General features: G+C 55.7%; 23 protein-coding genes and 1 pseudogene. 10 read left to right on the top strand and 14 right to left on the bottom strand.

The window, feature by feature from the left end:
* The first annotated feature begins 484 nt into the window (after positions 1-484).
* Both H8F22_RS31945 and rnhB read left to right on the top strand, forming a co-directional pair.
* Entirely contained in the window at positions 485-1,141 is a 657-nt protein-coding gene (locus H8F22_RS31945) for an SMI1/KNR4 family protein (RefSeq protein WP_078466127.1), read from the top strand.
* Between the two features lie 26 nt (positions 1,142-1,167).
* A complete protein-coding gene (gene rnhB / locus H8F22_RS31950) occupies positions 1,168-1,794 on the top strand; it encodes a ribonuclease HII (protein ID WP_011922979.1) in 627 nt (208 codons plus the stop codon).
* A 242-nt stretch (positions 1,795-2,036) separates the two neighbouring features.
* On the opposite strand, the gene H8F22_RS31955 is transcribed toward rnhB, so the two are convergent.
* The 5 genes from H8F22_RS31955 to H8F22_RS31975 form a co-directional block, all read right to left on the bottom strand.
* A complete protein-coding gene (locus tag H8F22_RS31955) occupies positions 2,037-2,498 on the bottom strand; it encodes a hypothetical protein (RefSeq protein WP_078466128.1) in 462 nt (153 codons plus the stop codon).
* An 89-nt stretch (positions 2,499-2,587) separates the two neighbouring features.
* Positions 2,588-2,938: a hypothetical protein gene (locus H8F22_RS31960; RefSeq protein WP_194941120.1), complete on the bottom strand. Its 351-nt coding sequence runs from the start codon at positions 2,936-2,938 to the stop codon at positions 2,588-2,590.
* A complete protein-coding gene (locus H8F22_RS31965) occupies positions 2,878-4,527 on the bottom strand; it encodes a helix-hairpin-helix domain-containing protein (RefSeq protein WP_194941121.1) in 1,650 nt (549 codons plus the stop codon). Before H8F22_RS31965 ends, H8F22_RS31960 begins: the two co-directional genes overlap by 61 nt.
* Before the next feature lies 1 nt (position 4,528).
* Positions 4,529-5,263, bottom strand: coding sequence for a PP2C family serine/threonine-protein phosphatase (locus H8F22_RS31970; protein WP_161952153.1), 735 nt, complete (start codon positions 5,261-5,263; stop codon positions 4,529-4,531).
* A gap of 20 nt (positions 5,264-5,283) precedes the next feature.
* Positions 5,284-5,946: a vWA domain-containing protein gene (locus H8F22_RS31975; protein WP_078466131.1), complete on the bottom strand. Its 663-nt coding sequence runs from the start codon at positions 5,944-5,946 to the stop codon at positions 5,284-5,286.
* Between the two features lie 1,111 nt (positions 5,947-7,057).
* Between H8F22_RS31975 and H8F22_RS31980 the strand changes: the two genes are divergently transcribed.
* The 3 genes from H8F22_RS31980 to H8F22_RS31990 all read left to right on the top strand — a co-directional run bounded on the left by H8F22_RS31980 (position 7,058) and on the right by H8F22_RS31990 (position 8,838).
* Positions 7,058-7,324 (top strand): hypothetical protein, encoded by a 267-nt coding sequence (locus tag H8F22_RS31980; protein ID WP_153045998.1) that lies wholly within the window; start codon positions 7,058-7,060, stop codon positions 7,322-7,324.
* 237 nt (positions 7,325-7,561) lie between these two features.
* Entirely contained in the window at positions 7,562-8,413 is an 852-nt protein-coding gene (locus tag H8F22_RS31985) for a glyoxalase superfamily protein (protein ID WP_078466133.1), read from the top strand.
* Positions 8,414-8,484: 71 nt separating this feature from the next.
* Positions 8,485-8,838 (top strand): hypothetical protein, encoded by a 354-nt coding sequence (locus H8F22_RS31990; RefSeq protein WP_078466134.1) that lies wholly within the window; start codon positions 8,485-8,487, stop codon positions 8,836-8,838.
* 137 nt (positions 8,839-8,975) lie between these two features.
* On the opposite strand, the gene ltrA is transcribed toward H8F22_RS31990, so the two are convergent.
* Together ltrA and H8F22_RS32000 are read right to left on the bottom strand one after the other, a co-directional pair.
* Positions 8,976-10,649 (bottom strand): group II intron reverse transcriptase/maturase, encoded by a 1,674-nt coding sequence (ltrA, locus tag H8F22_RS31995; RefSeq protein WP_194941122.1) that lies wholly within the window; start codon positions 10,647-10,649, stop codon positions 8,976-8,978.
* A 576-nt stretch (positions 10,650-11,225) separates the two neighbouring features.
* Positions 11,226-11,339: pseudogene (locus tag H8F22_RS32000) on the bottom strand (IS66 family transposase); the annotation flags it as partial.
* Positions 11,340-12,216: 877 nt separating this feature from the next.
* Here H8F22_RS32000 and H8F22_RS32005 point away from each other — a divergent pair.
* Together H8F22_RS32005 and H8F22_RS32010 are read left to right on the top strand one after the other, a co-directional pair.
* On the top strand, positions 12,217-12,900 hold the full coding sequence (locus H8F22_RS32005) for a hypothetical protein (protein ID WP_065761552.1): 684 nt from the start codon (positions 12,217-12,219) through the stop codon (positions 12,898-12,900).
* 122 nt (positions 12,901-13,022) lie between these two features.
* A complete protein-coding gene (locus H8F22_RS32010) occupies positions 13,023-13,955 on the top strand; it encodes an AraC family transcriptional regulator (protein WP_025999690.1) in 933 nt (310 codons plus the stop codon).
* Between the two features lie 161 nt (positions 13,956-14,116).
* Here H8F22_RS32010 and H8F22_RS33265 read toward each other — a convergent pair whose 3' ends face one another.
* The 7 genes from H8F22_RS33265 to H8F22_RS32035 all read right to left on the bottom strand — a co-directional run bounded on the left by H8F22_RS33265 (position 14,117) and on the right by H8F22_RS32035 (position 18,208).
* Positions 14,117-14,218, bottom strand: a complete 102-nt coding sequence (locus tag H8F22_RS33265) for a hypothetical protein (protein WP_354668545.1) — start codon at positions 14,216-14,218, stop codon at positions 14,117-14,119.
* 294 nt (positions 14,219-14,512) lie between these two features.
* Positions 14,513-14,830, bottom strand: a complete 318-nt coding sequence (locus H8F22_RS32810; protein ID WP_228759039.1) for an SDR family NAD(P)-dependent oxidoreductase — start codon at positions 14,828-14,830, stop codon at positions 14,513-14,515.
* Complete coding sequence (locus H8F22_RS33270) at positions 14,827-14,907, bottom strand: hypothetical protein (RefSeq protein ID WP_354668546.1); 81 nt, start codon at positions 14,905-14,907, stop codon at positions 14,827-14,829. The genes H8F22_RS32810 and H8F22_RS33270 overlap by 4 nt, the downstream gene beginning before the upstream one ends.
* Complete coding sequence (locus H8F22_RS32815; protein ID WP_025999689.1) at positions 14,877-15,158, bottom strand: MDR/zinc-dependent alcohol dehydrogenase-like family protein; 282 nt, start codon at positions 15,156-15,158, stop codon at positions 14,877-14,879. Before H8F22_RS32815 ends, H8F22_RS33270 begins: the two co-directional genes overlap by 31 nt.
* On the bottom strand, positions 15,145-15,423 hold the full coding sequence (locus H8F22_RS33000; protein WP_025999688.1) for a zinc-binding dehydrogenase: 279 nt from the start codon (positions 15,421-15,423) through the stop codon (positions 15,145-15,147). The genes H8F22_RS32815 and H8F22_RS33000 overlap by 14 nt, the downstream gene beginning before the upstream one ends.
* A 332-nt stretch (positions 15,424-15,755) precedes the next feature.
* Complete coding sequence (gene cydB / locus H8F22_RS32030; RefSeq protein ID WP_016969245.1) at positions 15,756-16,763, bottom strand: cytochrome d ubiquinol oxidase subunit II; 1,008 nt, start codon at positions 16,761-16,763, stop codon at positions 15,756-15,758.
* 38 nt (positions 16,764-16,801) lie between these two features.
* Entirely contained in the window at positions 16,802-18,208 is a 1,407-nt protein-coding gene (locus H8F22_RS32035) for a cytochrome ubiquinol oxidase subunit I (RefSeq protein WP_050439964.1), read from the bottom strand.
* A 329-nt stretch (positions 18,209-18,537) separates the two neighbouring features.
* Here H8F22_RS32035 and H8F22_RS32040 point away from each other — a divergent pair, with 329 nt between their 5' ends.
* The 3 genes from H8F22_RS32040 to H8F22_RS32825 form a co-directional block, all read left to right on the top strand.
* Positions 18,538-20,811 carry an FdhF/YdeP family oxidoreductase gene (locus H8F22_RS32040; RefSeq protein WP_016975662.1) on the top strand — a complete coding sequence of 758 codons (2,274 nt, stop codon included), beginning with the start codon at positions 18,538-18,540 and terminating at the stop codon, positions 20,809-20,811.
* A 567-nt stretch (positions 20,812-21,378) separates the two neighbouring features.
* Positions 21,379-21,654, top strand: a complete 276-nt coding sequence (locus H8F22_RS32045) for a metal-sensing transcriptional repressor (RefSeq protein WP_016969247.1) — start codon at positions 21,379-21,381, stop codon at positions 21,652-21,654.
* Between the two features lie 51 nt (positions 21,655-21,705).
* On the top strand, positions 21,706-21,808 hold a 103-nt coding region (locus H8F22_RS32825), incomplete at its 3' end, for a hypothetical protein (RefSeq protein ID WP_442966349.1).

The raw sequence follows: 21,808 nt of genomic DNA on the forward strand, positions 1-21,808 counted from the left end.
AACCCCGACGAACTCTTTTCCACCTTCTTGGGAAAACTCTACGATTTCGCCAGGCTGAAGGCCGTCACAGGCCTGATACGCCACATCCGGCGGCAGCTTCGGAGGAGGGCGATGTTCTTGTGGCTCGCTGGCGCTCACAGTTCCTGACGCAATCATCACAGCAGCGGTTAATGCTGCCCAACGAAGTACCTTCATGTTCGTACCTTCTTAAATATGATCACAGCTAAGAGATGCCATGCCCGGCGTTATGGCGGTTAGGAATTTCTTCACCTATGTTGCCGATAATTTTACTGAGATCTCATCCGCGCGCACCCCGAAACGGGGTCGCTAAATCCTTCTTCCCGGAACCTAGGGTGGGGGCTGGTTGTTTTCGCATGCGGAATTTTGCGAATCCTACGCCAGAATTTGCCACCCTGCTTTTCACTTGGTGATGGTCAATAAATCCGTAACCTGTCTGAGTGATGAACACATACAGGAAGCAATAATGCTTGCGGATTTTGAGGACATCGCAGAGGAGATTGGCCTGACAATCCCCGCTGCGCTCGCACAGCTGATCGAACTAGGCGCCCAGCCTTTCAAGCGCGGAGTACCCACGCTGTTCGCCAGCCTTCACGATATAGAACTCATCGACTGCGGTGATGTGGAGCGACTGCTCGGTGACTGGCTTGGCCGTGACAAGCAGCGTGGTGCAGGATTCACATTGCTCCCATTTGCGATGTCATGCGGAGTGGATGCTTATTGCTACGTCCTGTTTGAAGAGGGTGACGAAGGCATCGCTCGAGTAAAGCACGATGAAGAGACCTCAGAGCTTGAGTACCCATCAATTTCGCACTGGATTGCGAGCGAATACATAAGAGCGTTCACCAATCTTGCCGAAATTGGATGCTTTGGTGCAGATGGGGGCGAGCGCCTGCAGAGCGAGCTAGGTCTCTTGGAGCGCATCCTACTGCCCGAACACCTAGAGCTTCTTTTGGGGTTGTTAAGTGCCGATGTAGTGGTCCGCCCATTCCGTGCCGGCCCTAGATCCGCTTTGCTCGAAGTGCCTTCTCTGTTGGGACAAGACCAAGCAGAAACCCTAATCCAATCCCTGGCTTTTGAAAACCCGCTTGAGTTTGACGTACTCCCGGAGTGGGAAGACTGAAATCAACCCGATATCAGGAAAGAACGATGTCTCAATTTAGTTTTGAGTTCGCCGGCAGTGAAGTCGTTGCGGGTGTTGATGAGGTAGGCCGGGGGCCTTTATGTGGGGATGTGGTTACGGCTGCAGTCATTTTAGATCCATCACGGCCAATCCAAGGATTGAATGACTCAAAAAAACTCAGTGAGAAGAAACGTGATCTTCTGTACGACGAAATTTGTGAAAAGGCTCTAGCGTGGTCGATCGGCCGGGCAAGCGTTGAAGAAATCGATCAGCTAAACATATTGCAAGCCACCATGCTGGCCATGCAGCGAGCTGTCTACGGCCTGAATGTTACTCCTACTTTGGTGCTGATTGATGGTAATCGATGCCCAATCCTACCGATGCGAGCAGAGGCCATCATCAAAGGGGACGGGCTGATTGCCGAAATCTCAGCTGCATCAGTGCTTGCCAAAGTCGTCCGTGACAGGGAGATGCAATCGGCAGATCTGCTTTACCCAGGGTATGGGCTCGCAGGGCATAAAGGCTATCCATCCCCGGAACACTTGGAGGCCCTTACCCGATTGGGAGTAACCCCGATACACCGGAAGACATTTGCTCCCGTGCGAAAGATTCTAGCAAGCCTGAATTATGTTGGTGGGAGCGCAGTTAGTTGAGGCAGGTGGCTGACCGTGCAGGCTTGTTCTAATTTCTCAGCAGTGTAGTGGCGCTCTTGATGGGCGTGCTATTGCTGCCGGCCTTTGATAAGGCCGATGTGCCCGCTGTCTTATTGCTAGGAATAGTTTGTGGGGCTATTGGGACAATAGTTTGTGCTGCTTCTGAAGAGCCCAAAGGTTTTATATGGATGGGCAAGCAGGAGAGTAGTAGTGCCCACCCTCCGACCGCTGATGCTTATGGATTAAACTCGACGCCTGAACTTCCTGAATGATCGGTACAGCTCAAAGAAAGCAAAGGTGCCAACGACAATTAAGTACGTCACCTTAATCAGTGCCCCCTGGTGTGCCGCGAGTTGATCGATGCTGACGGACTCCACTGAATGAGACCCGCATACCTTAAGATGGTCCGGCATGCGCGCTGGTTCGATTGGCTTGTCATCGCAACTCTCGATGAGCACCTGCCCCGGGATGACCTTGTTGGTTCCTACGAGCCGCTGGGACATCTCCATGGTCGACAACATCATATATGGAATTTCAGCAAAGCCTCGGCCTTGCATCCCTATCAGCGCGACCATGCAAGCCGAAAGAATCGCAGGGTAGACGACTGCGACTTTGAACACAGTACGGATAGATCGTGAGACAAAAACGAGCTTTGACTCGTACTGGTGTTGCAACAGAAAATCTCGAATTTGAGTTAACTGCATAATGACCTCGCCAGCGAATGAGAAGTTATGATCAGTCCTCGCCTATCCATTCACCAGCCAAAATAGGGCTCCGTTTTTTGGTAACCTGATCAGTTGAGTGCTTTGCAATCAGCCTCAGCTTGTGCAAGCTCATCAGCAGCCTGTTGCACCGTTTTTAGATGTCGGTGTAGCGCCCCTTCGCGCACCTCCGGACCCTGCCTGATATCTTTTAGGCCCTGCACCATCAGAGCAGAAATCTCGACTGCACGCTTCCGCACAGCACTCTTAACTAATTGCGTGTCCGCAGGCGTGATGGCGGTTGCAGGGTTAAACCGAAAATTGCGCTCATGAGAGTCTCGCCAATCCAACAGTACCTGGATAATTCGCTCTCCAAATCCTCTTATCTGCATGATCTTGCGCGCATTGATCTCTGCGGCGGTTTCAATGCCGAACGCTTGCAAAGCTGCTCGCTTAGCGGGCCCAACGCCTGGCAGGACGGCCTTCTGAAAAATCGCTCTAGGTACGCTGTGCGTTGGCGTTGCTCAGCTTTACTGCGAAGGCCTGCGAGATCTTTCTGCTCCCTGATAGCCAAGGTGTCAAACTCAAGCTTGAGCCTGTTTAGCAACTCGCGCTTGGCTGCTACCTGATCAACACCGGAGTCTGCCTTCAGTTCCTTCACTGCATCTTCGTGTCGTTTACGAGCAGCTTCCCTCACAAGGGTTCGACGCTGCTTCTCTTCCGTCTTAGCTTTTGTGCCAAATTGCCCCACGAACAGCCAGGTCATAGCAACGATCACTAGGTATATGAGCGGATACCCACCCACGGCCGACCATATCGCGATCGTAATAGCCGTCAGCGATAAGCTCATGATGTGCTTGGCGGTTGTGCTGAATACTCCAAGCGGCAAAGGATCTGGCTGCGGGCTAGGATTTCTCGCTTGTGGGATTAGCACTGGGGCAAGAACTGGTACTTTGGTTATCGCTGCCCATACTTCACCAATCCTGACTGGGGTACCGTTATTTGCCTCCCCTGGTGCGTAGATGGGTGTGACAGTGAAGTAGGAGACACCCTTGCCATCCATCAAACACCAAGGGCAAGTGCTCAGATGTGACGGAAAGGTGTGGAGCTTTGATTTCGCACATGGCCGGAGCGAGGACCGGAGTTCGTCCAGTGCGACCATCCATTGATGGGCAGTTGGTCGACCTGCCTGTTGGCCTGCCACCGTGAATGTATTCTCAAACATCCCGGCAATTGAGCCTGGCACCGTCGATAGAGGTAGTGCGTTGGGGGGCGGAAGTAGAAGGGATTGGCTGGCGCTATACGCAAACCTGAATTCTGAGATGTTGTCTTCAATCGTTTCGCCGACACCTTCCTTCTGAGGCACGCCGGCGAAAGGGTGCCGACCGCCCATCAAGAGGTGCCAGATGAGCAGACCAAGACCGAAGTTATCATGGTTTGGCGTTCGCACTACTCCGCGGAAACTTTTGCCCTGAAGCTCAGGGGGTGTGTAGGTCCCGACGCCGACTTCGCAGAGGTGCTGGTTAACGCCGTCGCTTAACTGGTACGAGTCGCAGTCAATCAACTTGACCACGGCGGACTGTCCTACATAGAGATTTCCATGGTTTACATCGCCGGCTACAAATCCGCGATCGTGCAGGACGGAAAAAGCAGCTGCGGTGTTTCGAGCAGCGTACACGAGGAAGTCCCAGCCCCTTTGCGGAAACTCCTGCTTTCGCTGTGCCGGGCTATAGAGGGACTGGATCGGCTTCATCCCGCCGACCTTTTGCATCGTAAAACCAACCACGGGCCCGCCGCGGGATTCATGGAGCGTCGCTTGAGGCCAAGCTGCGTACTTCAGTAGTTTTTCATCGTGGACACCCACCATGTAACTGAGCTTGGTTTGTTTATCTCGATCGAGGGGGGCGTGGTACACCTTGGCTACAACATCTCGCGTTCCTTGAAGGGTGAATACCGAGCCTTCGCCACCTTTGCCAAGTACCTCAACAAGTTCACACGGGTTACCGTCCGCTGTATAGAGCCTGCGTGCCATCTCAGACCCTCAATACGGCAATGGCAAGGGACTTGTCGTCATCAGTCCTTTCGTTGATCCTGGAGCTTCCGAGGAAGCCTTCCAGCGCAGCACCTATCTGTGGTCGACTTACATCCGTGAGGAATTGCATCTTCCGAAAAATTGGTTCGAAAAAAGGCCCGTGAGGTTCGCGCTTGGCCATGTCCAGAGCAAGATGCTGTAACCCATCAGAGAAGAGCGCCAGGGCTGTTACGCCCGCTGGGTATACACGAACGGCCAACTTCTCGATTGCGTCTTTTTGACAGATAAATAAAGTTTCGTTTGCGTAGTGCCCGTTCATGGGCTCAATCGCTAATTCAAGTCCATGCTGCCCGTCGAGAACGATTCCGCCGTCACCAATCTGGAATACTAGTGTTCCTGCGGAAGAGGTGAGTGCGCCGAGAAAGGTGCAGGAATACGCTCGGATCGGCAGTTGGCTTTGATCAGCAGCTTGCGAGATGGCCTGACGGATTTCATTTACGATCTGAAGAGCTAGGCTTTCATCAAGCGGTAGCTCGGCTAGTTCCATCAGCTGTGCGACGGTCTCGTTTGCTGTACGCACGGCAATATCTGCGCCTTGCTCTCCACACTCGGCACTGCCGGCGCCGTCGGAAACAAATAGAGCGACCCATGGCGAGCCGGCTTGGTCAAAAACCTGAGAGGAACAGCGATCTTCGCATCGGCCGCCACGCTCAGTGTGCGCGGTTCCAATCGACACCGCGCTAGCGCATTCCCACATCACACACTTGCCCACCCGGTTGGCGGAGCGAGTTGAACCTCGGTTCCTGGTGAAGACTGCGAAACCGCCTTCATTGAGGCGGAAAGCCACTGGAACAACTCGCGGAACTTCAGTCCATCAAGTTTCAATGGAGCGCGTACGCTGATCTGGGAGAGCACCTCCATATTGGCTCCTTCGACCCCTACGGTGAAGAGGGCGAAACGCTTGTTCTGCTCGCCATCACGAACCAATGCAGCAGCGTGCTTCCAAGCATCAGTCGGACCCCCGTCAGTGATTACCAGAATCCACGGTCGAAAAAGTGCTACCCCGTTCTCCCGGATGATCGCCTTACGGTCTTCAAGCATCTTGAGGCCGGTGGTGATGGCTTCGCCCAGAGGCGTATCCCCACGAGCTAAGAGGACAGGTGGCATAAATGCGCCAGCTTCAATAAACGGAGTGTGGATCTCAACTGGGCCGAACGTAACGATACCGATTTCAACGCGTTGTAAAGCCAATGCGTCCGCTGCCAGCTCGTCTTTGAATTGTACGAGTCCATCGTTTAGGGCATCGAGTGCCGGGCCGTCCATGCTCCGCGATACGTCCAGGAGGAGTAGGCATGGGCAACGGGGCTCGGGGTTATCGGCGAATGAATCCACCTCTGCGAAGTCGATCTGGTCTGTCATTGGGAATAGTCCGGCGTCATGAAGAGCGTAAGGTTACTGTTGGAATATTCCAAACACATCCCAAAACGATACGTCGTTTTCCGTTCAAGTATCTGCAAGCGCTTATCTACATGTCGTTCTCTGGCGCGTTTCAAAAGGGTATCGGCATCAATGGCCGTCGAGTCCACACAATCCGCAGCAATGAAGTTTTCCGTGTACACCGCGCTTGGCCTGGCCTGTTGGTATGCTGATTAGGAGGGTCCGCGCCAGCTCTCTCAGGATCGGCCTCGATCCCCGTTCAATCCTGACAGCGAGAAACAATAGCCACAGCCTCCCGGCGCGCAGCATGTCTTCGTCCACGCCAAAGTAGCCACCTGAGCCGCTTCGCATCCGTCAGGAAGCATGCCCGAGCGTGGCGTGATGCTGCTGTATCTCACCAACACCACCAGCATCCATGTCAAAGAGTTGGCTTTGCTCGAGGCTGGCGACGTGCTTTAGCCCGGCAGCGCCATCCGCCCAGAGACCTAGACCGAGAGTACCAAGGGCTGCCGGCCTCGCAACATCTACCCGACCAACCCAAAGTGCCTGGCCGCCATCGAGCATTGGATTGGCGTGCGATTCGCTCCAGCAAACGATCTGCCGACTCTACCGGGAGGCCAGCTTCACGATGTCTCGCATAGTGTCCGGCGCAACCTAGTCCGCCACTTACTGGCAGCGACCGGTGAGGTGGAGACGGTGCAGACCATCCCGGGTCAAAATCTGGATCGCAGCAACCCCTACTTAATCGTCGATCAGGCCACCATTCGAAAAGCTTATGAGCTTGCCCTTTACTGAGTTAAACGACTTTTAGGCCCCCTGACTTGGGTTGCATTCTCCAGATTTGTGGGAGAATTCCCCAACGAGTTGGAATTCGCAGAGCGGTGGTTATCTTGAATACAAGAAACTGAACTGTCGGCCTGGTAGCGCGCCACCCCGTAGACGCCGAACCTACAACAAATGCATAGGGTAAATAGGGAGAAGTAGCATGGAACGTATCGTTTTTTCGTAATAGTTATGGCTTTGAGCTGGGGCGGGTTTTTCGCTTGGAAGCTCTCGTAGCAGTCAGTGAGGCCGGATTGACACGAAAAGTCAGATGAAACCGCTACGTGAACAACTACTAGCTCTCGATGACGCGGGCTTAGCGCGGTTAGTGATGATCGCGGCTCAAGCCCTCAACGATCAGAACTGGATCGTGGAGATTGCAGACCTTTGCGATGTACCCCTCGCCGAACTAGAAGAATGGTCGGTGCGTGTTGTGTTGGGTGATGCCAATGAACCAGGGCTGCAAAATGCAGCCGCTGTCACCCTCGGTTGGTATCCAGAACCTGAAACTACCGGCTGCGAAGAAGACGCCCAGTAATCACGGAAATTATGCTGGCCCCGTTCAAGGGGCCTTCGACGGAAGAAGTGCTATTCGGCATGGTGATGCCATTCCAAATATCATTTCAACAAGGCCACCCCAGCCTGTCGTCCTCGCCGGAAACGGTACGGTGAATGGGGGAGTAGACGAAGCTTGTTGGCAACCATTACCAGGCATCGAGAACGAGGACTCCGACAACGCTATGCGTCAACCTGGCTCACATGGAAACCATCGACAATGACTTCAGAAACTCTTAAAGCTCGCGCCAAACAACTGCGTCCGGCAGTCGCCGAAATGTTCAAGGTTTCGGTCACGCACTCTCAGGCCCTGGAGCTTGTGGCGAAGGCAGAAAATTTTCCCACTTGGGACGCCGCGTGTGTGTCCTATGGGCAGTCGGACAAAATCCAATCCCCCCGCACCCTTTACCCGACACAAAATATCAAGGTAAACGCCCGTCGCGATCAAACGCGAAGCATGGCCACCATCTTTGAAGAAAGCGAAACGATCCCTCTGGAATTACATCGTTTGTTGGATCAATCGGATAACCGAGGGGCGCTGGTTCTTGTTTGCGGAGCCACGGGACAGGGGAAATCAACCACAGCCAATGTTGTGATCAACGACCTACTGCGTGCAAATATCAACACAAACGACCCCACATTGATTGTCGATGTGGGGCTCGGCAGCGAAACCTGTCTTGATTCCCCTTTAGGTCAAAGGCTGGTGTTGGTTGACGAAATTCGTTCTGCACGGCTTGCATTTGAGGTTGTGGCACTGGCGAAAGCAGGCGTAAAGGTTGTGGCAACATTGCATGGGAAACCGGGGATAGATCGTCTTCGCGTGCTCTTACGTCAGTTTGGGATAGGTGAAGTGTTTCTTGATGGGCTGATTGCCGAAGGTCAGATCTTGTCGATTGATCAAGAACTCGTTTGGCCTGATGTGGCCATGCAGATTCAATCAAACAGGGAGCGCCATGAGCTGATATTGCGTCAGCATGGTTTTGATGAGTCCAATGTCAAGAGTTTGGTCGATAAGGGGCCGCAGGCTGTTTTAGACGCCATTCTCCCAAAGGGTGAGCCTAGTCAGAACTAGGATCTAAACGTATTAGGGGAGAAGGCTTAACGCTCCCCTTTCTAAATATGTAATTGGTCACGGAAATCGCCATGAAACATGAAATTGCAAAAGGTAAAACTGAGTTTTTCGACAAGCTTACGAAGTATCTCGCCGGTTCCCAGATTCCGACTTTCGACTCGACGAAGATGCTGTTGGATGTGGGCTCCAATACTGCTGATGCTGTTCGCCAGCCAGATGGAAGCTGGGAGGTCGCTGGTCAGGGTAGCGCCAACCTAATTTCTTCCATGGCTGTATCTGCCGAGCGCAAGGCTCGCAAGGTCGCTTTTCTGCCACGGCAGGTCGAGCGAAAGGTTGCTCGCTCTGCTCGACTGGCGCTCGTAAGTACGGGCCAAATCACACTCTGTGACGGGACGGTTATACGCCGTGCCAATGGTCAAGGATGAGTTAAGGGAAAGAACGCCGTGAGTTTTCGTTTTTTGATTATTGTCGGGTAGTCAGACGCGGTTGCCCGCGTCCAACCCCCTAAGAACCGTGCATGCGAGTTTCCCAGCACACGGCTCAAGCCTCTGCTAAGGCACCCCTAGGCACCCGGTTGTACATCATCGGCATAGGCAAATTGCACATCCCTAGGGCAGCGCAGGTGGTAGATCTCAAGATTAGCGGCTGCGTCCGTCCCGCCATGACCTAGCTTCACAATATGGCGACTGTGCCACGGTGTGTCTTTGGTCACCGGCTTGAAGCAGGCGCAGCACCTGCCGCCCTGTTGCACCCATATCCGATACAGCTTGGCTCGACCTTTTACGGAAGTGAGCATCCTCTTGCCCCAGCGGGATTCGAAGTACTCATCCCATGTAGGGTCGTGAGGGTTGGCAGCGGCCTTAATCTTAATATGTCGCACAATCGGTGTGTCTGAGGCGTCTACTAGCGTGTACTGACGCTTCCGACCATCGGCGGATTTTTCAGTACACGAGAACACCCAACGGCGCGCCCCTTGTACTTTGAAATACCGATCCTTCACCCATCGGCGTGTCTTGCGAGGGTGGCGACGTACCGCCCATCGCCAGAGCATTTCCCACACTGCGCTGTCCACCTGGTTGAAGACCTTCTTGGCGACGACATGACTGTGATAGTTCGCCCAGCCCCGTAGAACCGGGTTGAGCAAACCTATCAAGTTAGCCTGTCGTATCGTTTTGTTGGTCTTGATCAACTCTCGCAGCTTGGCAAGGAGAGCCCCGATGTTCGCCTTGGACGGCTTGATCAGGAGCTTGCCGTTGTACTTGCGCAAGTTCCATCCGAGGAAGTCGAACCCGTCCCCTATGTGCGTTATCTTGGTTTTTTCCGGAGAGAGCACGAGACCGCGCTCCGCCAGAAATTCAACCACGGCGGGCCTGACTTCATTCTCCAGCCATTCTTTCGAACAACCAGTGATGATGAAATCATCTGCATAACGCACCACGCGCATTTTTCGGGCTGTCCACTTCGCGTTGGGAAATCTCTTCGCCAGCATCGCTTCCAACCCATCCAGCGTCATGTTCGCCAACACCGGGGATATGATGCCTCCCTGCGGGGTTCCGGCGTGGCTGGGGAATAGCTGCTTTTGGTAGACATAACCAGCCCGGAGCCATTTCTGCAAAATCGCCTTATCCATGGGGATGTTGGCGATCAACCAGTCATGGCTGATATTGTCGAAACAGCCTTGAATGTCGCCCTCTAACACCCACTCCGCGTTTGCTTTTCGTGACAGCACACCAAAGCACTGTGCGGCGGCATCCGCAGTTGAACGTTCCGGCCTGAATCCATAAGAGTTCGGATCGGCGGTGGTTTCCGCTACTGGTTCCAGAGCCAGCAAATGAAGCGCCTGCATGGCCCGGCATTTCATCGCGGGAATTCCGAGAGGTCTAGTCTTGCCGTTTTTCTTCGGAATGAGGACTCTCCGAAGCGGGAGCGGCGAGTAACCTCGCCGCGTCAACGACTCTATCGCGCCGAGCTTGGCCCTAGGCGTATTCCAAGTAACCTTGTCCACGCCGGGGGTATTTTTGCCTTTGTTTTCAGACACCCGTTTCACGGCAAATGCCTTGCCGCTGAACGAGTGAGTCAGCAGCCATTGCAGGGCTTTCACCTTGTTATGTCTGCCATCTTGTACAGCCTTCACAATACGCGCTTGCAGCCCTCTGACACGACGTTGTACGGCGATCCAATCGATGCCGTCCCACGACGTGCCGGAAGGTGCACACGCCAATACTGCTGCGTTCATTTGCTCTCCTTCCGTTGAAAGGGTTCTACCTACTCTCGTGTGAAGAGAGACCATGAGGACGTCTGCCCGCTTTCGCGTGAAGTGATATTTCAACCTCTATCCAACCCATTACAGGACGGCGTTCGCTTTTTCCTCGTTCCTTCGCCCGCACCGCCATGGGCAGTTTTTGCAAACTGCTTTCCCAATGGGAGCGATACAGGATTTCCACGTTCCGCTTACTGAAGTACGTCGGGTTAGGTGCCTGCTATCGACCGGGAGGCATGTGGGTCACGAACGCGTAGTCGAAAGACGCTATTCCCACCTCCGTTACCTTTTGGTTCGAGCGTATAAGCCATTTCCGCTCGTTCAACTTAACGATCGTTGCGCAGATTCACGTGTGTTCACCATACCAACTATCTAGCACTTGACCGGCCATGGCTGCCAGAAGGGTACGCCTCTCGCGATTGATACCCCGCACCTTGCGGTGCCTCGTTACATTGTCGAAGGCGCTCTTGATTCAGCCTTCTAGATTCACCCGGTGACACGGGTGGTTCCCACCAAGGGGGAACAACTTCATTAAGCGACTTCGTGTCGCACTTCAACTTGGTTGTTGTCGATGGGCACAGCTGCGTCGTCCAGATAGCGCTTCAGCGCTACCCAGCATTTCAGGCTGTAATCGAGGGTTTTGGCCGTCGCTGATCCGTTCGGCACCCCAGCCACGGGCAACTCGATTTTCACTGACGCTTCGGCTGGCCGTTTAGGTACAGCCTTCAGCGGGACAAATGCTGGCAGCGAGGTCGGTGCGGGCTGGTCTCGATAGAGCGGCATCCATTTACGGATGACGATGCCGTGGCTGATGGCGACTCTGGACTCTGTTGCCCAGGTTGCAGGCATTCCTGAGCGACCTAGGCTTTGAACAGTTTCGGATAAGAGCTTCGTTGGCGTACGGAAATCTTTACGATCGGGGGTGATCGCGTTCGCCTAAAAATACGCGAATAGCATCGCCCTTAATGATGGAGTTCGGACGGTGAGCTCGCCGTACGGTTACGCGACAGGTGCTAACCCCTGCTTTGTTTCGACGTTCGATGCCGGCGCCTGGGCAACAATCCTAACTAGCCCAGCGACTTGCTACTTTCGAGAGCTTTGATGTCGACTACGATAATGTCCCCTGACTTCACCGACTTCAGCTGCAGTCGGGTAGGAATAGCTTCCGATGCACGGTAGGCACACTGTGCCGCCGACCGACTGCGCCCGCAACTTGTTAGTAATCACACTGGGCGAAACTCGATAGTGAAACGACGGTTTGGTCGATATAGGACTGGAGGCGACTCCCACGAGTCCATGTTCTGGTCGTCTAGATTCGAGCTTTTGCTCCTGGATAGCATGAGAAAGACCGGCAGCTTGTAAGCGGTGAGGGGCGGGATTCGATACTGCGAGAGGAATAGGCAAAAAGGCGGCACGTATCATGTAACGCTTTCTCATACGAAAAATTAATCTAACCCCATGCAGCAAGGAGGTCCTTCTGCGGGGTCGGCAGCACATCGTAGCTGCGGCACCCACAACTCACATAGTCTCTGGAGTTGCCGCCATGAAATCCATCAAATCAGTAGTTATCAGCGTCGCTATCGTTGCATTCAGTGCGAACACCTTTGCGGCCTACAGCCAAAAAGAACAGACTCTGATTAGCGAGTCGGGTAGTGGCGTTGTGATCACCCCCATCTCGAAAAACGGTTCTGATCGCACTCCAGGTTTCCAGCGTGTAGCTGAAGGTGGTTCCGATCGTACCCCAGGCTTCCAGCGTGTAGCTGAAGGTGGTTCCGATCGTACCCCAGGCTTCCAGCGTGTAGCTGAAGGTGGTTCCGATCGTACCCCAGGCTTCCAGCGTGTAGCTGAAGGTGGTTCCGATCGCACTCCAGGTTTCCAGCGAGTAGCTGAAGGTGGTTCCGATCGCACTCCAGGTTTCCAGCGTGTAGCTGAAGGTGGTTCCGATCGCACCCCAGGTTCCCAGCGTGTAGCTGAAGGTGGTTCCGATCGCACCCCAGGTTCCCAGCGTGTAGCTGAAGGTGGTTCCGATCGCACCCCAGGTTCCCAGCGTGTAGCTGAAGGTGGTTCCGATCGTACCCCAGGTTTCCAGCGTGTAGCTGAAGGTGGTTCCGATCGCACTCTAGGTTTCCAGCGTGTAGCTGAAGGTGGTTCCGATCGCACCCCAGGCTTCCAGCGCGTAGCTGAAGGTGGTTCCGATCAACTGAAAGCACGAGCTAAACGGTCGTAAGATAGTTTCACTAATTCTCGGCCCGGCTTTGCCGGGCCTTTTGTCATACCGAGCTAGTGGGGTATCTTACGCGTCCCTGTTTGCGCTATTCTCAGGATTAGACGATGTTCAGGGGCCTCGACATGTCAGAATCAAGTCCGCAACTCTTCCCAACCTTTGACGATCCGCTTTCATTTAAGCGGGCGGTAATTTCGTCGATTATTCGCCGTTTTACGACAGGTTCCGGAATATACCAAACCGCTATTGAGGGTCTCAATTTAGTTCGAAACGATACACCTACGGATACGCTGTATAGTGTTTATAAGCCTACACTGTGCTTGGTGGTGCAAGGTCGAAAGGAGGTTCGTCTATTTGGCGAGCGGTATGTATATGATCCTCTGAACTATTTGGTGATTTCTGTTACTCTTCCGCTCGCGGGTAAAGTTATTGAGGCATCCCCGGATGTGCCCTATTTAGGTGCGCTTTTAGACATTGATCCTGCTCAGATTAGTCAATTGATTGCTGATAGTAGTCCTGTCGGTGTCCCTAGTAATGGCGATGTAAGAGGGCTGTATCTTGGAAGTACTGATGGCCCGTTGCTGGATGCTTTGTTTCGCTTGCTGAGCTTGCTTGATAGCCCCGAAGATATCTCTCAGCTCGCACCTATGGCCTTGCGAGAAATATTTTATCGATTGCTGCGAGGTCAGCAAGGCCAGAGGCTCTACGAAATTGCAGTGGTCGACAGTCAATCATATAGAGTAACGCGAGCAATCGAATGGCTAAATAATAATTTTGCTGAACCTATGCGGATCGATGAATTAGCAAAATATGTAAATCTCGGGGTTTCGACTCTCCATCATCGTTTTAAAGCTGTTACTTCTATGAGTCCGCTCCAGTATCAGAAACAACTGCGATTGCACGAGGCTCGAAGGTTAGTGCTCAGTCAGTCAACCGATATTGCAACAGTAGCCTCTCAAGTAGGTTATGAGAGTCAGTCACAATTCAGTCGCGAGTATAGTCGGCTTTTTGGAACCTCTCCCTTACGAGATCGCGCTCGCCTTCGTCGGTCAGGCTAAGTCCATCTTCTATGGAGTATCTGAGAGAAAGGAGCTCTTTGACGTCTTAGGTGGTTCTTGAAAGTCGCGGCGATGATAGTGATCATGAGAACAAGTAGAACGACGCAGGGTATCAGCACCCAGTTTGACTTGAGTGGCCTGGGCAGAAAAAGATAGGCTGCCTATGAGCTTTCGAGTAATGGCAGCAATGTCCGTTTCGCGGGATAGTATATAAAGCTGCTCTCGCAACGTGCCTCGAATTTGCGCAGATGCCGACTCATCAAACCATCGACGACATCGGTGATCTAGGCGAACAGGAATAGAGGCATGGCTAGGGCGAGGATGGTTTCTCGCACTATAAACGAGGAGACTGTAAACAAAATCGCCTGCAAGTTGTCCTGACGACGACGTAAGCTACATCGAGTACCTGGCCTGTGATGAGGCGCTGTCTGGAGCACGCAGGTAGCGGGCGCATCGGCTATCTCCCAGGGCTGGCCTAGCCTGGGCAGTGGGGTGTTGGCGATAAGCGTCTCATCGGCCGCCGACGTGACGGTTTCAGCAGGGGTGTTTCGATGCGCCTAGGGGCCAGGGCATTGGCCGTAATGCCATAGGCCCCAAGTTTTCCTGGCAGGTGTCGAGTGAACCCGATGATGGCTGCCTTGGGTGGCACTGTAGTGGGAGGCCACAGCGTGCCATGTAACCACGAAGCCTTGGGCGCGCAATCTCTCGCCCTGAGCTTGTAGCGCTTGAGGGTTGAGGGTTGAGGGTTGAGGGTTGAGGTCGAGCAGTGCGACGGTAGCGCCTTCTTCGCAATAGCGCTGCGCAACCGCCGGACCGATGCCGCTCGCAGCACCAGAAACGAGCACATTCCTACCACTGTGACGACCTGCAATCATGGATTGATCTCCAGCATTATCTTGCCAATGTGACGACTGCTTTCCATCAGTGCATGTGCCTGGGAGGCTTCATGCAGCGGGAAAGTGCAGGAAGGCATTGACCTGCGCCAAGCAACGGCCAGACATCGGCCTGCAGGGCTGCAGCGATGTTGGCTTTTTCCGCTTTGGATCGGGCGCGGAGGGTCGAGCTGATAAAGGCCAGGCGCTTGAGTATGATCGGCATGACGTTCGACTCGGCCGTACTGCCTTCGAGAAAGGTGATCTGCACCAACTTACCTTCCACCGGCAGGGTGTCGATATTGCGCTGCAGGTAGCTACCCCCGACCATGATTGAGGATCAGGTTCACACCCTTGCCCTCGGTCTCGGCCCAGACCACCTCGGCGAAATCTTCTTCTCGGTAATTGATGGCCCGGCTGGTACCTGCGCTGCTACATGTCTCCAGCTTGGCCTCGCTGCCTGCCGTTGCCAACACCCGCGCGCCGAACTGATTGGCCAGCTGGATGGCGGTCAATCCGATTCCGCTAGACCCGCCATGCACCAGCACGGTTTCGCCGGGTAACAGGCGGTCGTGCTCGAATAGATTGGTCCACACGGTGAATTAGTTTCCGGCTGCAGTATTCAGCGTAGTCGCCACCTGGCGTGAGTGCGCACACCTACGCACCGACCTGCAATCCCTGCACGGCCGCACCCACGGCCACCACTTCGCCCGAGACTTCCAGGCCGAGGTAGGGTGAGGCTGAGGTAGAGTGAAGCATCGGCTGGCGGCGGATAGCTACCCGAGCGCTGCAATTCATCCGGGCGGTTCACACCGGTATAGGCGACCCGGATCAGCACTTCGTCGGCGGCCGGAGTGTAGATACCTACCTCGGTTACATGCATCAGTCAGCGTTGCCAATTGGGGGGGCGATCAACAGCATTGTCTGGCTAATGATAACCATCACCAATCTTAACTTTGCCGCGGAACACGTAGTAGCTCCAGGCCGTGTACACCAAGATGAACGGCAGGATGAACAGCGCGCCGATCAGCGCGAACAGCTGGCTCGCCACCGGCGAGGCCGCCTGCCACAGCGTAACCGACGGCGGGATGATGTTCGGCCAGATGCTTATGCCCAGGCCGCTGTAGCCGAGGAAGATTACCAGCAGGGTGAATAGGAACGGTGCGGCGGTGGCCCGGTGCGCCAGGGTGGTCAGGGTGCCTAAGAAGCAGAACAGCAGCAGCAGAGGCACCGGCAGGAAATAGAACAGGTTGGGCAGGCTGAACCAACGCTGGGCAATCTCGGGGTGGGCCAGCGGCGTCCACACGCTGATCACTGCGATGGCGATCAGCAGGCCCCAGATGAAGTACGAGGAGTAGCGGTACATCTCTTCCTGCAGACGCCCCTCGGTCTTCATGATCAGCCAGGTGCTGCCCAGCTGGGCGTAGGCCAGCAGCAGTGCGAAGCCACAGAACAGCGGGAACGGACGCAGCCAGTCGAGGGCGCCGCCGGCGTACATGTTGTTTGCCACCGGGATGCCATCGAGGAACGCCCCCAGGGCGACGCCCTGGGTGAAGGTGGCGATGATCGAGCCGCCGATGAACGCCTTGTCCCACCAGTGGCGGTTGCGCTCGCTGGCCTTGAAGCGGAACTCGAAGGCCACGCCGCGGAAGATCAGGCCCAGCAGCATTAGCACCAGTGGCAGGTACAGGGCGCTGAGGATCACCGAGTAGGCCAACGGGAAGGCGCCGAACAGGCCGGCGCCGCCCAGCACCAGCCAGGTCTCGTTGCCGTCCCACACCGGGGCGACGGTGTTCATCATCACATCGCGCTCTTCCTTGTCCTTGATCGCCAGGAAGAGGATACCGATGCCCAAGTCGAAGCCGTCCATGATGACGTACATCATCACGCCAAAGATGATGATCAATGCCCAGATCAAAGTGATATCCACGCCCATGGCCATCGCTCCTCAGGTTGCCGTCGCCTTCGACAGGGTCAGTGATCGTCCGCTGCGGACAGGGGGCGCGCGGGGGTCTTGGACTGGCCCGCGCCACCTTCGATCGGGTGCTCGCCTTCGTGGCGCTGCGGCCCCTTGTGCACCAGCTTGAGCATGTAGGCGATACCGGTGCCGAACAGCACGAAGTACACCACCACGAATGCCGCGAGGCTGACGCTCATCTGCGCGGTGCTCAGCGGTGATACCGCATGCTCGGTGCGCATCAGCCCGTAGACCACCCAGGGCTGGCGGCCCATCTCTGTGGTCACCCAGCCGGCCAACAGGGCGATCAGCCCCGCCGGGCCCATGCACAGCATGAACCGGAGGAACAACGGCGTGGTGTGCAGGCGGTCGCCACGGCGCAGCCACAGGCTCCACACCCCGGCGAGGATCATCAGCAGGCCCATGCACACCATGAGCCGGAAGGTCCAGAAGATCACCGTGGAGTTGGGCCGGTCCTCGGGGGGGAATGACTTCAGCGCCGGAATCTGGCGGTCGAGGCTGTGAGTCAGGATCAGGCTGCCCAGATAGGGAATCTCGATGGCGAAGTGGGTCTTCTCGGCCTTCATGTCCGGCCAGCCGGCCAGGATTAGCGGCGACGGCTCGCCCGGGACGTTCTCCCAATGCCCTTCGATGGCGGCGATCTTCGCCGGCTGGTGCTCCAGGGTGTTCAGGCCGTGGGCATCACCGACCACCGCCTGGATCGGCGCCACCACCAGGGCCATCCAGCAGGCCATCGACAGCATGGTGCGGGCCGGCTCGATGTGCTGGCGGCGCAACAAATGCCAGGCCCCCGAGGCGCCAACGAAGAACGCGGTGCTGAGGAACGCGGCGATCGCCATGTGCGCCAGGCGGTAGGGGAACGACGGGTTGAAGATCACCGCCAGCCAGTCCACCGGCACCGCGCGGCCGTCGATGATTTCGTGGCCCTGGGGCGTGTGCATCCAGCTGTTGGAGGAGAGGATCCAGAAGGTCGAGATCAGCGTGCCCAACGCCACCATGCAGGTGGCGAACATGTGCAGGCCTCGGCCTACCCGATCCCAGCCGAACAGCATCACACCTAGAAAACCAGCTTCGAGAAAGAATGCCGTGAGCACTTCGTAAGTCAGTAGTGGCCCGGTAATGCCGCCGGCAAAATAAGAGAACTGCGACCAGTTAGTGCCGAACTGATATGCCATCACCAGGCCAGAAACCACTCCCATGCCGAAGTTAAGCGCGAAGATCTTTATCCAGAACATGTAAAGATCGCGATACACCTCCCTACCGGTCTTCAGATACAGACCTTCCAGCACGGCGAGATAACTCGCGAGGCCTATGGTGATTGCCGGAAAAAGAATATGCATGGCCACTGTAAACGCGAACTGAAAACGAGCCAAATCAAGCGCCGTAGAGCTGAATGTTTCCATGGTTCTCGGCCTCACAGGGCGCGGCTTCAGTACCGCAATGCGAATGAGACGCAACAAGTAGATGAGTAGCTCATCGATTCGTTGCCTTGACATGTCGAAAGAGTGTGGCTTGATTCTAGAACACGATTTTCCCTTGTCGACCAAACTTTTGATTCCAGATCACCGGTAGGTTGGATCCAGCTTTGCTGGTTGTCTTTATTTGACAAGGCTGTACGCTTTCCTCCTGAACTGTCACAACCAAACCCAATTCCTCAAGTCCGCTAGAAGAGCGGTTTATTACGCAACTATCGGTTTATATCGAAAAAATATAAAGCGTTTAAGGAGCGACCATGACGACTCGACGCAAGGTACCCGGTGTACGTAACTACGATGGCCCAGCTGGTGGCTGGGGGGCGTTGAAGGCGACTGCGACAGCGGTGCGAGAGCAGATGGATACGCTCAAAGCGCCCATTACGCTGATGCGCACCAACCAGCCGGATGGTTTCGATTGTCCCGGGTGCGCCTGGCCCGATAAGGAACATAAGTCGACCTTTCAGTTCTGCGAGAACGGCGCTAAGGCGGTGACCTGGGAAGCGACCAACAAGCGCGTCACACCTGAGTTTTTCGCCAACCACCCGGTGGCCACGCTGCTGCACCGCAGCGATTACGAGCTGGAAGACCTCGGGCGGCTGACCCATCCGCTGGTCTACGACCACGGCAGCGACACATACAAACCGGTCGAGTGGGAGCACGCCTTCGCCCGGATCGGTGAAATCCTTCGTGGACTGGAACCCAACCAGGTCGAGTTCTACACCTCCGGCCGCGCCTCCAATGAGGCAGCCTACCTGTACCAGTTGTTCGCGCGGGCATTGGGTACCAACAATTTCCCCGACTGCTCGAACATGTGCCATGAACCCACCAGCGTGGGACTGCCTCGCTCCATTGGCATGGGCAAGGGCTCGGTGTCGCTGGACGATTTCGAATCGTGCGAGTTGGTGATTTCGATCGGCCATAACCCCGGTACCAACCACCCGCGGATGATGGGCACACTGCATGAGGTATCCCGGCGCAAGGTGCCGATCATGGTCATGAACCCACTGCGCGAGCGGGCGCTGGAACGATTCGCTGACCCGCAGGACATGATCGAGATGGCCACCTACGGCTCGACCCGGATCGCCTCGACCTACCTGCAGGTCAAGGCCGGTGGCGACGCGGCGGCAATTAAGGGGGTGATGAAGTCGCTGCTGGAGATGGAGGACTCGCTCGGCCAGGTGCTCGACTTCGAATTCATCGCCCAGCACACCAATGGCTTCGAGGCGCTCAAGGCCGATCTGCTGGCCACTGCATGGCCCGATATCGAGCACGCTAGTGGTCTGACCAAGGCCGAGATGGAAAAAGTTGCTGCAGCCTACGCTAAGTCCAACGCCACTATCGTCACCTATGGCATGGGCATCACCCAGCACAACGAGGGCACCGCGAACGTGCGGCTGATCTGCGACCTGCTGATGCTGCGTGGCAACCTCGGAAAACCCGGCGCCGGTATCTGTCCGCTGCGCGGCCACTCCAATGTGCAGGGCAACCGCACCGTGGGCATCACCGAGAAACCGTCCGCCGATTTCCTGCAGAAGATCGAGCAAGTACTGGGCTTCAAGCCGCCGGCCGAACACGGGCATGACTCGGTGCAGGCCATGCAGGCAATGATCGCTGGTACGTCGAAGGCGCTCATCTGCCTGGGCGGCAACTTCGCCGTGGCGTTGCCCGATCCGGCCCAGTGCTTCCCGGCCATGGGCAAGCTGGATCTGAGCGTGCACATCGGCACCAAGCTCAACCGCACGCATCTGCTGGTGGGCAAGGAAACCTACCTGTTCCCCTGCCTGGGGCGCACCGAGTTGGACGTGCAGAACGGAGAGCGGCAGTCGATTACCGTCGAGGACTCGATGTCGATGGTGCATGCTTCGGCTGGAAAACTGCTGCCCGCATCGGAGTTCTTGCGCTCTGAACCGGCGATCATTGCAGGCATGGCCAACGCGACGATGCCGGACAGCCCCGTGCCTTGGCTGGAACTGGGGGCCGACTACGACAAAATCCGCGACCTGATCGAGAAGACTCTTCCGGGCTTCGAGAACTTCAATGCGCGCATTCGCGTGCCGGGCGGTTTTCGCATGCCGCTACCGGCCACCGAACGCATCTGGATGACCCCCTCGGGCAAGGCCGAGTTCTTCGTCTTCCCGGGCCTACACGAGGACAAGGAAGTCGAGGGTGACGATGTACTGCGCCTGATCACCCTGCGTAGCCACGACCAGTACAACACCACCATCTATGCGATGGACGATCGCTACCGCGGCGTGTTCGGCCGCCGCGACGTGCTGTTCATGAACCCTGCCGACCTGCAGGCGCGCGGCTTAGCCCACGGCGACTTGGTGGACATCGAGACGGTCACCCATGGTCGCAAGATGCGCTATGAACGCATAACTGCCATCGAGTACAAGATCTCGCCTGGGTCGGTGGGGGCCTATTATCCCGAGGCCAACCAGCTGGTGCCGCTGGACTACATTGACGTGGACAGCGGAACGCCGTCGTACAAGTCGGTGCCGGTTAGGGTGATGCGTTCAGAGTTAGGTTGATTCGATTAGAAAGATGCCCATCCCTCTGAAATGAGATTTGAAGGGATGGGCATCAAGCCTCATGCAATTACGTTCGTGCATTTAGTCAATTGTGAAGAGGATTGTGTAATCCAGTGCCGAACATCTCATCCAGACTGCAAGGACAGTAGTGCGTTGGCAGAGGCCAATGGGCCAAAAGACCTATTGGGTCAATTTTGAGGCGATCCAAGGAACGTTGACTCGGTATCTGTCCTTTCGATGATCGCAGCTCGGCGAATCCGCGACTCGTTCAACCGAGCTTTGGGCACCCTCCATCCGTCACTCATCTCCCGTGCCTGGCTCATTCGCTACGAAACCTTATGGGACGTTCTGCTCAGTCATTTCAGTGAAATGGACGACCCTCCCAGATCGCGGAATTTCAGAGTAGACGGTAGGTGAAAGGTCGCCCGATAGCTGGATGTCGTCGTCGCAGGCGATCGATCAAGCGGGTCCGCGAGAGGGGAAAGCGCCGGGCAAAAAAATTTTGGTTGTTGTTTTATACTGTGGGGGGGTATAGTATGACCACATCAACGGCAAGGGAGGATGGCAATGCCCCAGTGCCCCAAAGAGAAGGAGAAAGCTCTCGGTCACGCTAGAGGTATTAGCGAGCAGGTCACGGCTCTAGAGCATGACCTGGAGGCTGATCCGACATGTGTCGCGGTTCTGCAGCAGTTGGCAGCAGTACGCGGTGCAATCAACGGCCTGATGGCGGCCGTTCTGGAGAGCCATCTACGGGAGGAGTTTCCTGACGGAGGGGCGAGGAGCGACTCGCAGCAACAGTCTATTAACGAAACCATCTCCATCGTTCGGTCGTATCTCCGGTAACCAATTCCAGGTGGTTTTGGTGACGGGGACCAACTCAAAAAAGGAAGTGACATCATGAAATCACGTGCAGCAGTGGCCTTTGGGCCAGGTAAACCGCTGGAAATCGTTGAGATCGACGTTGAGCCGCCACGCAAGGGTGAAGTGCTCGTCAAGA

It is taken from the genome of Pseudomonas mucoides (genome assembly GCF_015461845.1).
GTDB lineage: Bacteria > Pseudomonadota > Gammaproteobacteria > Pseudomonadales > Pseudomonadaceae > Aquipseudomonas > Aquipseudomonas mucoides.

Excerpts from the sequence above, each read along its gene's own strand:
- H8F22_RS31955 (WP_078466128.1), bottom strand. The coding sequence starts at position 2,498 with ATGCAGTTAACTCAAATTCGAGATTTTCTGTTGCAACACCAGTACGAG.
- cydB (WP_016969245.1), bottom strand. The coding sequence starts at position 16,763 with ATGGGCGTGGATATCACTTTGATCTGGGCATTGATCATCATCTTTGGC.
- H8F22_RS32005 (WP_065761552.1), top strand. The coding sequence starts at position 12,217 with ATGAAATCCATCAAATCAGTAGTTATCAGCGTCGCTATCGTTGCATTC.
- H8F22_RS31990 (WP_078466134.1), top strand. The coding sequence starts at position 8,485 with ATGAAACATGAAATTGCAAAAGGTAAAACTGAGTTTTTCGACAAGCTT.
- H8F22_RS31980 (WP_153045998.1), top strand. The coding sequence starts at position 7,058 with ATGAAACCGCTACGTGAACAACTACTAGCTCTCGATGACGCGGGCTTA.
- H8F22_RS32040 (WP_016975662.1), top strand. The coding sequence starts at position 18,538 with ATGACGACTCGACGCAAGGTACCCGGTGTACGTAACTACGATGGCCCA.
- H8F22_RS32810 (WP_228759039.1), bottom strand. The coding sequence starts at position 14,830 with ATGATTGCAGGTCGTCACAGTGGTAGGAATGTGCTCGTTTCTGGTGCT.
- H8F22_RS32815 (WP_025999689.1), bottom strand. The coding sequence starts at position 15,158 with ATGGTCGGGGGTAGCTACCTGCAGCGCAATATCGACACCCTGCCGGTG.
- rnhB (WP_011922979.1), top strand. The coding sequence starts at position 1,168 with ATGTCTCAATTTAGTTTTGAGTTCGCCGGCAGTGAAGTCGTTGCGGGT.
- H8F22_RS31945 (WP_078466127.1), top strand. The coding sequence starts at position 485 with ATGCTTGCGGATTTTGAGGACATCGCAGAGGAGATTGGCCTGACAATC.
- H8F22_RS31975 (WP_078466131.1), bottom strand. The coding sequence starts at position 5,946 with ATGACAGACCAGATCGACTTCGCAGAGGTGGATTCATTCGCCGATAAC.
- H8F22_RS31985 (WP_078466133.1), top strand. The coding sequence starts at position 7,562 with ATGACTTCAGAAACTCTTAAAGCTCGCGCCAAACAACTGCGTCCGGCA.
- H8F22_RS32035 (WP_050439964.1), bottom strand. The coding sequence starts at position 18,208 with ATGGAAACATTCAGCTCTACGGCGCTTGATTTGGCTCGTTTTCAGTTC.
- H8F22_RS32045 (WP_016969247.1), top strand. The coding sequence starts at position 21,379 with ATGCCCCAGTGCCCCAAAGAGAAGGAGAAAGCTCTCGGTCACGCTAGA.
- H8F22_RS31965 (WP_194941121.1), bottom strand. The coding sequence starts at position 4,527 with ATGGCACGCAGGCTCTATACAGCGGACGGTAACCCGTGTGAACTTGTT.
- H8F22_RS32010 (WP_025999690.1), top strand. The coding sequence starts at position 13,023 with ATGTCAGAATCAAGTCCGCAACTCTTCCCAACCTTTGACGATCCGCTT.
- ltrA (WP_194941122.1), bottom strand. The coding sequence starts at position 10,649 with ATGAACGCAGCAGTATTGGCGTGTGCACCTTCCGGCACGTCGTGGGAC.